Genomic DNA, 12654 nt, shown 5'->3' with positions numbered 1-12654 from the left:
CGACCCTCGCATCGGGCGGGCGGCGTCCGTTTCCGCGGAGATACGATCCGGCGCGCCGGTGGCCTCGGGCATTCGGCGGCGAGCCGGATCGTATCTCCGCTGAATGGAACAACCCTGCAGTCCCGCGGCCGGCTCCGGCCCCGTCGAGCGCGAGCGGCTAGCCTGAGGCACATGGACGCACGGGGGCCCGCCGGGGGGATGCCGCGACGCGCGTTCCTCGCCGCGGCGCTCGGCAGCGTCGCGGCGGCCTCGCTCGCGGGGTGCACCGACGGCGGCGCCCCGCCGTCGCCGACCCCCAGCCCCACGCCGACGGGCGCGGCGACCCCGACCCCCACGGCCTCCCCCGGCGGCGTGCCGCGCCCCGTCGCCTTCCAGCGCTCGCGGTGGAGCGCCGACCCCTTCATGCGGGGCGCGTTCAGCTTCGACTCGGTCGGCGCGACGCCCGACCTCAGGCGGGCGCTCGGCGAGCCCGTCGAGGGTCGTCTCGTCATCGCCGGCGAGGCCACCTCGCCGGATGCGCCCGGAACCGTGCACGGCGCGTACGCCGAAGGCCTGCGCGCAGCGCGAGCGATCGCCGACCTCGCCGACGAGGGCGATCGGATCGCCGTGATCGGCGCGGGCATCGCCGGCCTCGCCGCCGCGCGCACGCTCGCCGACGAGGGCTTCGAGGTGGTCGTGATCGAGGCGGGCGAGCACCTCGGCGGACGCCTTCGCTCGGTGGAGGATCGAGACTTCGGCGCGCCGGTCGAGCTCGGCAGTCCGTTCGTGTCCGATGGGGGCGTCATGCGATCCGTGCTCGCCGACAGCGGGGTCGCGACGCGGCCGTTCACGCCGCGGCTCGGGTCGCGGACCCCTGAGGGCGTCGCCGTCGCGTCCTCCGACGCCGGATGGGCCGTCATCGCCGAGGCCCAGGCGTGGGCGGCGTCGCACTCGACCGACACGCCCCTCTCCACCGCGCTCGTGCGCTCGGGCGCCGTGCCGGTCTCCGACGAGCCCGGGCCCGACGCGCTCAGCGAGCGCGACTGGTTCGTGAACGCGCTCACGACGGGCGTCGAGCCGACGACGGGCGCGTCGGCGACGCGGGTCTCGGCGCAGCGGTTCGACCCCGCGCTCGTGTGGCACCCGACGGACCAGGTCACGAGCGGGTGGACGGCCCTCATCGAGGACCTCGGGAACGGCCTCGACATCGCCGGGTCGAGCGCGGTCACCGATATCGCCGTGGACGCGGACGGGGTCAGCCTCCGCCTCGACTCGGGCGAGTCGCTGCGCACGCACCGGCTCATCGTCACCGCGTCGATCGGGGTGCTGCGCACCGACACGGTCACGTTCGACCCGCCGCTGCCGCTGCTGCACCAGCGGGCGATCTCGACGATCGCGATGGGCGCGCTCGACCTCGTGTGGCTGCGATTCGACGAGGCCTTCTGGCGGTCGGCGACGGATGCCCCGGGCACGCCGCCGCCGGTCTCGGAGGCGCCGAACGTGCTCACCCTCGTGGGCGCCACGCCGACCGTGGCGGCGTGGCTCGACCTCGGGGCCGACCCGCGGCGCCCGGTGCTCGTCGGGATGCTCGCCGCCGAGCACGCCCGCCGCATCGCCGAGCTCGACGACGACGCGGCCCTCGAGGTCGTGCTCGAGGCACTGGAGCCCTTCGCGACGGTCGCCTGACGCGGCGCGGGGCGCGCCGGCGCGCTAGCCGGAGTGCGGGACCGCCCGCATGCGAGCGGCCCGCGCCGCGAGCCCCCGGTGCACCGCGACGAGTCCCGCCGTGATCGCGACGAAGATGAGCAGCACGAGCACGCAGTACGCGGCGACGCCCGCGTAGCCGCCGACCTGCGAGGCGTCGAGGAAGAAGTACGGGTACCAGCCGAGGTCGGCCCCGCGCAGCAGCGTGTACACGAGCCAGAGCGACGGGAGCACGAGCACGAGGCCGACCGTCGCCCACGGCACGGGCGGGTTCACGGCGATGACGGCGTCGACCGTCCAGGCCACGAGGGCGAGCAGCGGGACGACGAAGTGCAGCACCGTATCCGACCACGGCACCTCGAGCCGGTAGTCGCGCGTCGACGCCTGGAGGGCGATGAGCCCGAACACGATGCCCGACACGAGCAGGTACGCGGTCACCATGGTGCGGAACGCGCCGAGCAGGGGCGGGTCGACGGGTCGCAGCAGTGCGTACCACGCGGCCACCAGCAGCGTCGCGACCGCGAGCATGGCCGAGAGGACGGTGAAGTAGCTGAAGAAGTTGACCGACGCGAACAGCGGGAATTCGAGCACGTACTGGTAGTTGCCGATGAGCGCGACGACCTCGACGACCGCGATCGCGAGGCGGAAGACCCCGAGCGCTCGGCGCGCGGTCGTCGCGCCGTCGCGGCGCGACGGCCCCGCGGCATCCGAGCTCGTCACCCGTGCGGCGGAGCCGGTGACGGTCGCGGGCATGCCACCACGCTAGCCGCCCGGGCTGCGCCGACGCCGAGTCAGGCGTCCATGCCGAACCAGCGCGCGCGTCGGGCGGCGCCGAACTCCGCCTTGTCGCCCGCGAACGCGGCGGACGGACCGACGAGATCCGCCCTCGGACCGCCGGGCGCGCCGAAGTCGACCTCGACCCGGCCGACCTCATCGGCGCCGAACTCGACGAAGCAGGTTCCGGCGCCGCCGCGTTCGAGCTCGCCCTCGCCCCGCACCCGGCGCACGATCGCCGAGGCCACCACGCGCGCGGCGGCCTCGGCGAGCGTGCCGGCCTTGGGGACGCCCGCCTCGACGCAGTCGCCGATGGCGTACACGCCGGGGAAGCGGGTCTCGGAGGTGGCGGGGTCGACCGCCACCCACCCGTCCGTGGTGAGGCCGGCCCCGACGAGCACGTCGGGTACGCGGTGGACGGGGATGCCGATGAACAGGTCGTACGGCTCGTCGTGGTCGGCGAGATGCGCGACGCGGGCGCCGGGGTCGATCCCGTGCACGCGATGCCGACTCGTGTACCGGATCCCGCGGTCGGCCATGGCCTGCTCGAGCGCCTGGGACACCGACCTCGACACCGGGATCGGCGAGGGCTGCGGGCTCACGACACGGATAGAGCTCGCCTCCCGGATGCCGCGGGCGACGAGCAGCTCGTGCAGCAGCAGCGCGCCCTCGTACGGCGCGGGCGGGCACTTGAACGGGATCGAGAGCACCGCGAGCATGATGCGTCCGCCGTCGAAGGCCGCGAGCTCGTCGCGCAGCCGGGCGGCGCCCTCCACCGTGTAGTACTCGAAGCCGCCCTCGGCGAACCCCGGCGTCGCCGCCGGGTCGTAGCCCGCGCCGAGCGCGATCACGAGCACGTCGGGGTCGTAGCCCGCGGCATCCGTCACCACCCGGCGCGTCGCCGGATCGATCTCGAGCACCCGCTCCCGCCGGAACTCGACACCCGGCTTGGAGAACCGCGCGTACGGCAGGCGGATCTCGTCGGGCGTCGCCCGGCCCATGAGCACGTCGAGCTTGGAGTAGCCGAAGAAGAACGTCTCCGACTGGTCGACGAGCGTCACCTCGACCTCGCCCTGAAGGCGTTCCGAGAGGAGCGTCGCGAGCTCGAGCCCGCCGAAGCCCGCGCCGAGGATGAGCACGTTCGTCGCCATGCCCCCATGGTCCGCCCACGTGGGGACGCCGCGCCGGGACCGAGGTCCCGGCGGCGACGCCGCTCAGTCGAGCGGCCGGAGGATCCGGTCGAGGAAACGCCGTGTGCGCTCCTCGCGCGGCTCGGTGAAGATCTGCGCCGGCGCACCGCGCTCGACGATGACCCCGCCGTCCATGAAGAGCACCTCATGGGCGGCCTGGCGGGCGAACGCGAGCTCGTGCGTGACGACCACCATGGTCCAGCCCTCGTCGGCGAGCTCCTTGATCACGTGCAGCACCTCGCCGACCAGCTCGGGGTCGAGCGCGCTCGTGGGCTCGTCGAAGAGGAGCAGGTCGGGCTTCAGCGCGAGCGCGCGCACGATGCCGACGCGCTGCTGCTGGCCGCCCGAGAGCTCGAACGGGTACGCGTCGCGCTTCTCGGCGAGGCCGACGCGCTCGAGCAGCGCCTCGGCGGCCGCGATCGCCTCGGGCCTCGGCACGCGCTGCACGCGGATCGGACCCTCGACCACGTTCTCGAGCACGGTCATGTGCGGGAACAGGTTGTGTTGCTGGAACACCATCGCCGAGCGGTCGCGCATCGCGATGCGGTCGGCCTTCGCGACGGGACGCGAGAAGTCGATGGCGGGCCCGCCGTCGAACTCGAGCGCACCGCCGTCCGGCGTCTCGAGCCCGTTGAGCGAGCGCAGCACGGTCGTCTTGCCCGACCCGCTCGGGCCGATCAGGGTGACCACCTCGCCGCGCCGCACCGAGAAGTCGACGCCGCGCAGCACCTCGTTCGAGCCGAACGACTTGCGGATGCCGCGTGCCGAGAGCAGCACCGCGGCATCCGCCGAGCCGGTGCCCTGCGGGGCGAGCGGGTCGCCGTGCACCGGCGGGCGGGGCGGGTCAGTGGGCGACATAGCGGTCCAGCCTCTTCTCGAGTCTCGCCTGCGCGCCCGACAGCACGAGGCAGAACAGCCAGTAGATCAACGCCGCCTCGAGGTAGAGCAGCATGAACTCCTGGCTGAACGCCGCGATCTGCTGCGCGACGCGGAACAGTTCGGTCACCAGGATCAGCGACGCGAGCGACGTGTCCTTCACGAGCGAGATGAACGTGTTCGACAGCGGCGGCACCGACACCCGGGCGGCCTGCGGCAGGATGACGCGGCGCAGCGCGGTCGCACGCGACATCCCGATCGTGTAGGCCGCCTCCCACTGGCCCTTCGGGACCGACAGGATCGCGGCGCGGATGATCTCGGCGGCGTACCCGCCGACGTTCAGCGAGAACGCCGCGATCGCGCTCGGCCACGGGTCGATCACCAGCCCGATCGCCGGCAGGCCGTAGAAGATCACGAAGAGCTGCACGAGCAGCGGCGTGCCGCGGATCACCGAGACGTAGAACCGGGCGATGTTCGCGAGCACCGGATTGCTCGACAGCCGCATGAGCGCGACCCCGAGCGCGAGCACGAGTCCGATCGCGAACGACGCGACGGCGAGCGGGATGGTGCCCGTGAGGCCCCCGAGGACGATGGGTCCCAACGACTCGAGGAACAGCTGCAGGCTCTCGTTCACCGGCTCACGTCCTTCCGGGCCTCACGGATGCCGCGTGCGCGACCCCTGGGCCCCATCGTGCCATCCGTGCCGGGCGTTCCCGTCCGGCGGGCGACGCCCGGCACGAACGGGAGCGCTCGGGCGAGCCGGCCTACTCGGAGACGTCCTGGCCGAAGTACTTCTCGCCGATCTCGGCGAGCACGCCCTCGTCCTTCAGCTCGGCGAGCGCCTCGTCGACGGCGTCGACGAGCGCCGGCTTCTTCTTCGTGAAGGCCAGTGCGCTCAACGAGGTGTCGTCGGTCTCGGCGGCGACCTCGATCGCGGCATCCGGCGTGGCCTTCACGTAGTCGAGGAAGGTGAGCTGGTCGTTGATGGTCGCGTCGACGCGGCCCTGCTGCAGCAGCGCGACGGCCTGGGCCCAGCCCTCGACCGACTCGACCTGCGCGCCCGACTCGGTGGCGAGCTCGTACCAGTTGCTCGTGAGCGACTGCGCCGTGGTCTTGCCCTCGAGGTCGTCGAACGACGAGATCGACGAGTCGCCCTCGTTCACGACGATGACGCCGCGCGACACGGTGTAGGGCTCGCTGAAGAGGTACTGCTCCTCGCGCTCGGGCGTGATCGAGACCTGGTTCGCGATGACGTCGAAGCGGCCCGCGTCGAGGCCCGCGAAGATCGCATCCCACTGCGTCTCCTGGAACGCGATGTCGAGGCCGAGCTTGTCGGCGACCGCCTCGGCCACCTCGACGTCGTAGCCGACGAGGTCGCCGGAGCCCTCGTCGTGGTAGCTGAACGGCCGGTAGGTGCCCTCGGTCGCGACGGTGAGGGTGCCGGCCTTCACGAGCCCGTACGCGTCGCCGGCGCCCTCCGCGTCGCCGGCTCCGGAGCCGCCGTCGCCGCTCGAGCACGCGGCGAGCGCCAGGACGGCGGCGGATGCGGCGGCGAGGCCGAGGAGGGTGCGGGTGCGGGCGAGAGGCATGCGGATGCTCCGTTCGTGACGTTCGTGGGCGGCTCGGCGTCGTGGGCCGAGCGCCGCGGCGGCGGAGCCGCGGCGCGACAGTCCATCACGCCGGCGGCCACGAGGTGAAACCGGATGACGCCCCGTTTCCATTCCCGATCGGACGGAATCGACGGTGCGGGCGGCGGGACCGAAGTCCCGGACGGCGCCGGTGCGATGGCGTTCGATGACGGAGACCCCCGCTCGCACGCCCCGCACGCGGAGGGGAAGGGAGCGCCATGTCCGAGCACCACGACGCCGACGATCGCGCGCGGAGGGCGACGCTGCCGCTCCCCGACCGCGCGAGCGCACGGTACACGGCGTACGAGGCGACGGATCCCGCCGCGGCGGACGACCCGATCCGCCCGCTGCGACCGCCGGCCGGGGCGCCGAACGTGCTGCTCGTGCTGCTCGACGACATCGGCTTCGGTGCCGCCGCGACGTTCGGCGGGCCGGTGTCGACGCCGACCGCCGACCGACTCGCCGAGCGCGGGCTGCGCTACACGCGATTCCACACGACCGCGCTGTGCGCGCCGACGCGCGCCGCCCTGCTCACGGGGCGCAACCACCACGCGGTCGGCATGGGCGCGGTCACCGAGCTGGCGACGGCGGCCGCGGGGTACTCGTCGGTCCGGCCGCGCTCGGCCGCGCCGTTGGCGGAGGTCCTGCGCCTGAACGGCTACTCGACGGCGCAGTTCGGCAAGTGCCACGAGGTGCCCGTCTGGGAGGCGAGCGCCGTCGGCCCCTTCGACGCGTGGCCGACGGGCGGCGGCGGGATGGAGCACTTCTACGGCTTCATCGGCGGCGAGACGAACCAGTACTACCCGTCGCTCTACCTCGGCACGACGCCGGTCGAGCCGCCGCGCACGCCCGAGGAGGGCTACCACCTCACCGAGGACCTGGCCGACCACGCGGTCGACTGGCTGCGCGCGCAGCATTCGCTCGCGTCGGACCGCCCGTTCTTCCTCTACTTCGCGCCGGGCGCGACGCACGCCCCGCACCACGTGCCGCCGGGTTGGGCCGAGCGCTACGCCGGCGCGTTCGACGACGGCTGGGACGCGCTGCGCGAGCGCACGTTCGCGCGCCAGAAGGAACTCGGCGTGATCCCCGCCGATGCCGAGCTCACGGCGCGCCCGGCCGAGATCCCCGCGTGGGACGACATGCCCGCAGAGCTGAAGCCCGTGCTCGCGCGGCAGATGGAGATCTTCGCCGGGTTCCTCGAGCACACCGACCACCACGTCGGCCGCCTGGTCGACACGCTCGAGGAACTGGGCATCCTCGAGGACACGCTCGTCTTCTACCTCATCGGCGACAACGGCGCGTCGGCCGAGGGCACGATCAACGGCAGCTTCAACGAGTCGTTCGTCTTCAACGGCGCCGCGCACCTCGAGACGCCGGAGTTCATGGCCTCGAAGATCGACGAGTTCGGCGGACCCACGGCGTACAACCACTACGCGGTGGGCTGGGCACACGCGACCGTCACGCCGTATCAGTGGACCAAGCAGGTCGCCTCGCACTGGGGCGGCACGCGCAACGCGATGATCGCCCATTGGCCGCGCGGCATCGACGCGGCGGGTCGCCGCGACCAGTTCACGCACGTCGTCGACATCGCGCCGACGGTGCTCGAGCTCGCCGGGCTGCCGGTGCCCCGGTCGGTGAACGGCATCGAGCAGATGCCGCTGCACGGCACGAGCCTCGCACCGACGTTCGCCCACGCCGACGCGCCCGAGTCGCACGACCTGCAGTACTTCGAGTGCTTCGTGAACCGCGGCGTCTACCACCGCGGGTGGACCGCCGTGACCCGCCACAGCACGCCGTGGATCGTCGAGCCGCTGCCCGCGATCGACGACGACGTGTGGGAGCTCTACGGCCCCGACGACTGGACGCAGTCGCGCGACCTCGCGGCCGAGCATCCGGAGAAGCTGAGGGAGCTGCAGCGGCTCTTCCTGATCGAGGCGGTCAAGTACGGCGTGCTGCCGCTCGACGACCGGCGCATCGAGCGGTTCAACCCCGACCTCGCGGGCCGGCCGACGCTCATCGCCGGGACCACGCAGCGGCTGTTCGCCGGCATGGGGCGCCTGCCCGAGAACTGCGTGCTCAACGTCAAGAACCGCTCGTTCGCGATCACGGCCGCGGTCGACGTGCCGTCCGGCGGCGCCGAGGGCGTGGTCATCGCGCAGGGCGGCGCATTCGGCGGATGGAGCCTCTACCTGCTCGGCGGCCGGCCCGCGTTCTGCTACAACCTGTTCGGCCTCACGCGCGTGAAGGTGTTCTGCGCCGAACCGGTGCCCGAGGGCGTGCACGAACTGCGCGTCGAGTTCGCGTACGACGGCGGCGGGCTCGGTCGCGGCGGAGCGCTCCGGCTCGAGGTCGACGGCACGTCGGTCGGCGAGGGCCGGCTCGAGCAGACGGTGCCGATGATCTTCTCGGGCGACGAGACGACCGACATCGGCGAGGACCTCGCCTCGCCGGTGAGCGACGACTACCCCGCGGGCGGGAACGCCTTCACCGGCCGGATCGCGTGGGTGCAGATCGACCTCGGCGACGACGCGCTCGCCCAGGACCACCTGATCACGGCGGAGGACCGGCTGCGCATCGCCATGGGCCGGCACTGATCGCCGCCCCGTCCAGTGCGGTATGCCGCGCGCGGCATACCGCACTCGCGCCCCTGCCCGCAAGCGGCGGCGGCCGCTGCCACCGGATGGCTATGCTGGCGCCGTCGAGGGACCGGATCCCTCGTCGCGGTGACCCCACACCAACCGAAGGAACCCCATGATCACTCTGTCCTGGCTCCTCCTCATCGCCCTCGCCGCCGGCGTGCTCGGCCTCGTCGACGGCATCTGGCGCCTGCGGGCGCGCGGCGGCTCGACCGTGGTCGGCATCATCGAGATCGTCGTCGCGGGCCTCTTCCTGCTCTCGCTGTTCCTGCCCGGCATCCCGTTCGGCTCGCTCGTGCTCGGCGTCGCGCTGGCCATCGTGCTCGCGGTGGCCATGTTCGCCGGCGGACGCACCGGACGCACGCTCACAATCATCGCGCTCGTGCTGACCGTGATCTGGCTCGTGCTCGTGAACAAGTGGATCATCATCCCGGGCCTGAACTGACCCGGGATCAGCACACGGTCGGAGGCCGGCGCCGCCCAGGGCGCCGGCCTTCAGCGCGTCCGGGCGCCGGCGCGTCCGAGCGACCGGGCTCAGTCCTCGAGTCCGAGCTCGCGCCGCGCGTCGCCGACGCCCTCGACCTCGAGCGTCCACCCGGGTCGCACGAACCACGACGGCTCGAGCCGGAATCGCACATCGACCGACATCCGACCTGGGCGCGTCTCGATGCGGCCGAATCCGTTCTCGCGGTACCCGAGCTTGCGCGTCACGCCCTGCGACGAGCCGTTCCAGTCGGCCGCGCTCGTCTCGGCGACCTCGGCGCCGAGGTGGTCGAAGGCGAACGCGAGCACCGCGGCGCGCATCTCGGTGCCGAGGCCCCGGCCGTGCATGGGCCCGGCGAGCCAGGAGCCGGTCGAGATCGTCCGCCGCGTCGGGAAGCGGTGGCCGCGCACGTCCTGCAGGCCGATCGCCCGGCCCTCGTGCCGGATGGCGAACAGCAGCGTCCAGTCGTCGGGCGTGCACTCGGCGCGCTGCCGCCAGACGTGCTGCGCGATGCCGCGGGCCTGCTCGGCGGGCTCGGCGTCGGTCCAGGGCGTCGCGAACGGCATCACGGCCGGGTCGTGGATGCCGGCGAGCGCCGCGTCGGCGAGCTGCCCGAGGTCCTCGTCGCGCGCGAGGCGCAGTTCGAGCCGGGGCGTGCGCAGTCGCAGGCGGAAGAGGGGCCAGACGTCCTCGAGGTCCATCGCACGACCCTATCGGCGTGGGCCGCCTCCACTTTCTTCCGCGCCGGCCCCGCGTCCGCGAGAGTATGCCGAACCACGCCGTCGCCCCCGGAACGGCGATGTTCGGCATACCCTCGCGGCGATGGCCGCGCCGGGAGCCGGCGAGGCGCGGTCAGAAGGCGTTCAGGCCCGTCAGGGCGCGGCCGATGATGAGCTGGTGCACCTCGTCGGTGCCCTCGTAGGTGCGCACCGACTCGAGGTTCGCGGCGTGCCGCATCACGGGGAACTCGTTCGTGATGCCGTCGCCGGCGAGGATGGCGCGCGCCTCGTGCGCGATCTTCAGCGCCTCGCGCACCGAGTTGAGCTTGCCGACCGAGATCTGAGCGGGCGTGAGCGCACCGCGCTCCTTCAGTCGACCGAGGTGCAGTGCGAGCAGCACGCCCTTCTCGACCTCGACGAGCATGTCGGCGAGCTTGGCCTGGATGAGCTGGTTCGCGCCGATCGGCTTGCCGAACACCTCGCGCGTGATCGAACGATCGAGCGCCGACTCGAGGCATGAGCGCGCGGCGCCCATCGCGCCCCACACGATGCCGTAGCGGGCCTCGTTGAGGCACCCGAACGGACCGGAGAGCCCGCGCGCGCCCGGCAGGATCGCGTCGGCGGGCAGGCGCACGCCCTCGAAGGTCACGTCGCACTGCACCGAGGCGCGCATCGAGAGCTTGCCGTCGATGGGCGTCGCGGTGAATCCCGTCGTCGAGGTCGGCACGAGGAACCCGCGCACGACGCCGGCGTCCTCCCCCGCGTCATCCGACACCTTCGCCCACACGACCGCGACATCGGCGAGCGACGCCAGCCCGATCCAGCGCTTCGCACCGTCGATGACCCACTCGTCGCCCTCGCGGCGCGCGACCGTGGTCATCGCGGCGGGGTCGCTGCCGCCCTGGGGCTCGGTGAGCGCGAAGCATCCGATGAGCTCGCCCTTCGCCATGCCCGGCAGCCAGCGCTGCTTCTGCTCCTCCGAGCCGTACTTGTGGATGGCGCTCATCGCGAGCGAACCCTGCACCGACACGAAGGTGCGCCAGCCCGAGTCGGCCGCCTCGAGCTCGAGGCACACGAGCCCGTATGCGACGGCGCCGGCCCCGGCGCATCCGTACCCCGTCAGGTGCATGCCGAGGAAGCCGAGCTCGCCCGCCTCGCGCACGAGCTCGCGGCGGAAGCGCTTGTCCTCGAAGTCCTGCTCGATGATCGGCGCGATGCGCTGCTGCGCGAAGCGGCGCGCGCGGTCGCGCCACTCGAGCTCCTCGTCGGTGAGGAGCGCGTCGAGGTCGAAGACGGCGTCGATGCGGGGCGCGGTGACGTCGACGGTCGCGGTGTCGGTGGCGGTCATGGTGGGTCCTTTCGCGGAGTTCTGGGTCTCGATGCGCGCTTCGCGTCACTCGACCAGCGGGGCGGGAAGCCAGTCGGCGCCGTCGTGCTCGCCGAGTGCGGGCGGCGCGGTGCGGTACTGGGGCGGGGTCGCCGCGAGCCCGATGGGGTTCGCGACCGAGCGGTGGGATGCCGCGGCATCCGCCGTCGCGACCTCGGCGACGGGCGCGAGGCCGAGCCCCTCGGCGAAGTCGATCGCCTCGGCCACGTCGTTGACGAGCCCGGCCGGCACGCCCGCGTCTGTGAGCTCGTCGACCCACTGCCGGGCGGATGCCGCGGCGAGCGCCTGCTCGAGCTCAGCGCGCAGCTCGTCGCGGTGCGCGACCCGATCGGTGTTCGTCGCGTATCGCGCGTCATCGGCGAGCGCGGGGGCGCCGAGCACCCGCGCGAGCGCGCGGAACTGCCTGTCGTTGCCGACCGCGATCACGAGGTCGCGGTCGGCCGCGCGGAACACCGCGTACGGCGCGATGCTCGGGTGCTGGTTGCCGAGCCGGCGGGGCGGCACGCCCGTCGCGAGCGTCGACGAGGCCTGGTTGGTGAGCGCCGAGAGCAGGCTCTGCAGGAGGGTCACCTCGACGAGCTGCCCCTCGCCCGTGCGATCCCGTTCGCGCAGCGCGAGCAGGATGCCGGCGAGCGCGTTCTGCCCGGTGAGGACGTCGACGAGCGCGACGCCGACCTTGGTCGGGTCGCCGTCGGGGTCGCCCGTGATGCTCATGAGCCCGCCGACCGCCTGCACGAGCAGGTCGTACCCGGCGAGCGCGGCCCCCTCGCCGGTGCCGAAGCCCGTGATCGAGCAGTAGACGACGCCGGGATTCCGGGCACGCACGCGGTCGTAGTCCAGCCCGAACCGGGCCATGACGCCGGGGCGGAAGTTCTCGATGACGACGTCGGCGGATGCCGCGAGCCGGCGCGCCTCGGCGAGCCCCGCGTCATCCGTCAGGTCGAGCACGACCGACCGCTTGTTGCGGTTCACGCCGCCGAAGTACGTCGAGCGTCCGGCCGCGTCGACGGGCGGCAGCCACTGGCGCGTGTCGTCGCCGGCGGGCGACTCGACCTTGATCACGTCGGCGCCGAAGTCGGCGAGCAGCATGGTCGCGTAGGGCCCGGCGAGGACGCGCGAGAAGTCGGCCACGCGCACGCCGGCGAGCGGTCCGGTGGGTCCCTCGGGCATCGCGTCCGCCTTCGCGTGGGGCGACCGTCGTCGGTCGCGGGTGAATTCCTCCTATATTGAATGATTTTTCCGCGCGGCGCCACTCCGGCCGGTTCCGCTCGACTAGC

Annotated in this window: 11 protein-coding genes; 3 read left to right on the top strand and 8 right to left on the bottom strand. The window is 73.0% G+C overall.

What is annotated here, in order from left to right; translation table 11 throughout:
* Window positions 1-171 precede the first annotated feature (171 nt).
* Entirely contained in the window at window positions 172-1665 is a 1494-nt protein-coding gene (locus JOD46_RS04295) for a flavin monoamine oxidase family protein (RefSeq protein ID WP_204391905.1), read from the top strand.
* Window positions 1666-1689: 24 nt separating this feature from the next.
* Here the strand turns inward: JOD46_RS04295 and JOD46_RS04290 are convergent, their stop codons facing one another.
* The 5 genes from JOD46_RS04290 to JOD46_RS04270 all read right to left on the bottom strand — a co-directional run bounded on the left by JOD46_RS04290 (window position 1690) and on the right by JOD46_RS04270 (window position 6112).
* Window positions 1690-2436, bottom strand: a complete 747-nt coding sequence (locus JOD46_RS04290) for a Pr6Pr family membrane protein (protein ID WP_204391903.1) — start codon at window positions 2434-2436, stop codon at window positions 1690-1692.
* Window positions 2437-2474: 38 nt separating this feature from the next.
* Window positions 2475-3608 (bottom strand): NAD(P)/FAD-dependent oxidoreductase, encoded by a 1134-nt coding sequence (locus JOD46_RS04285; RefSeq protein ID WP_204391901.1) that lies wholly within the window; start codon window positions 3606-3608, stop codon window positions 2475-2477.
* A 63-nt stretch (window positions 3609-3671) separates the two neighbouring features.
* A complete protein-coding gene (locus tag JOD46_RS04280; RefSeq protein ID WP_275588132.1) occupies window positions 3672-4505 on the bottom strand; it encodes an amino acid ABC transporter ATP-binding protein in 834 nt (277 codons plus the stop codon).
* Window positions 4492-5157, bottom strand: a complete 666-nt coding sequence (locus JOD46_RS04275; protein WP_204391899.1) for an amino acid ABC transporter permease — start codon at window positions 5155-5157, stop codon at window positions 4492-4494. Before JOD46_RS04275 ends, JOD46_RS04280 begins: the two co-directional genes overlap by 14 nt.
* A 130-nt stretch (window positions 5158-5287) precedes the next feature.
* On the bottom strand, window positions 5288-6112 hold the full coding sequence (locus JOD46_RS04270) for an amino acid ABC transporter substrate-binding protein (RefSeq protein WP_204391897.1): 825 nt from the start codon (window positions 6110-6112) through the stop codon (window positions 5288-5290).
* A 257-nt stretch (window positions 6113-6369) separates the two neighbouring features.
* Here JOD46_RS04270 and JOD46_RS04265 point away from each other — a divergent pair, with 257 nt between their 5' ends.
* Complete coding sequence (locus JOD46_RS04265) at window positions 6370-8745, top strand: arylsulfatase (RefSeq protein ID WP_204391895.1); 2376 nt, start codon at window positions 6370-6372, stop codon at window positions 8743-8745.
* Between the two features lie 157 nt (window positions 8746-8902).
* Window positions 8903-9232, top strand: coding sequence for a hypothetical protein (locus JOD46_RS04260; RefSeq protein ID WP_204391894.1), 330 nt, complete (start codon window positions 8903-8905; stop codon window positions 9230-9232).
* An 89-nt stretch (window positions 9233-9321) separates the two neighbouring features.
* Here the strand turns inward: JOD46_RS04260 and JOD46_RS04255 are convergent, their stop codons facing one another.
* From JOD46_RS04255 to JOD46_RS04245, 3 genes are all read right to left on the bottom strand, one after another.
* On the bottom strand, window positions 9322-9972 hold the full coding sequence (locus JOD46_RS04255; protein ID WP_204391893.1) for a GNAT family N-acetyltransferase: 651 nt from the start codon (window positions 9970-9972) through the stop codon (window positions 9322-9324).
* Between the two features lie 151 nt (window positions 9973-10123).
* A complete protein-coding gene (locus JOD46_RS04250; RefSeq protein ID WP_204391892.1) occupies window positions 10124-11338 on the bottom strand; it encodes an acyl-CoA dehydrogenase family protein in 1215 nt (404 codons plus the stop codon).
* Window positions 11339-11383: 45 nt separating this feature from the next.
* Window positions 11384-12547, bottom strand: a complete 1164-nt coding sequence (locus JOD46_RS04245; protein ID WP_204391891.1) for a CaiB/BaiF CoA transferase family protein — start codon at window positions 12545-12547, stop codon at window positions 11384-11386.
* Window positions 12548-12654: the final 107 nt, after the last annotated feature.

The sequence above is a fragment of the Agromyces aurantiacus genome (assembly GCF_016907355.1).
GTDB lineage: Bacteria > Actinomycetota > Actinomycetes > Actinomycetales > Microbacteriaceae > Agromyces > Agromyces aurantiacus.
Note: the sequence above shows the minus strand (reverse complement) of the source record. Positions and strands in the feature narration are given on the sequence as shown.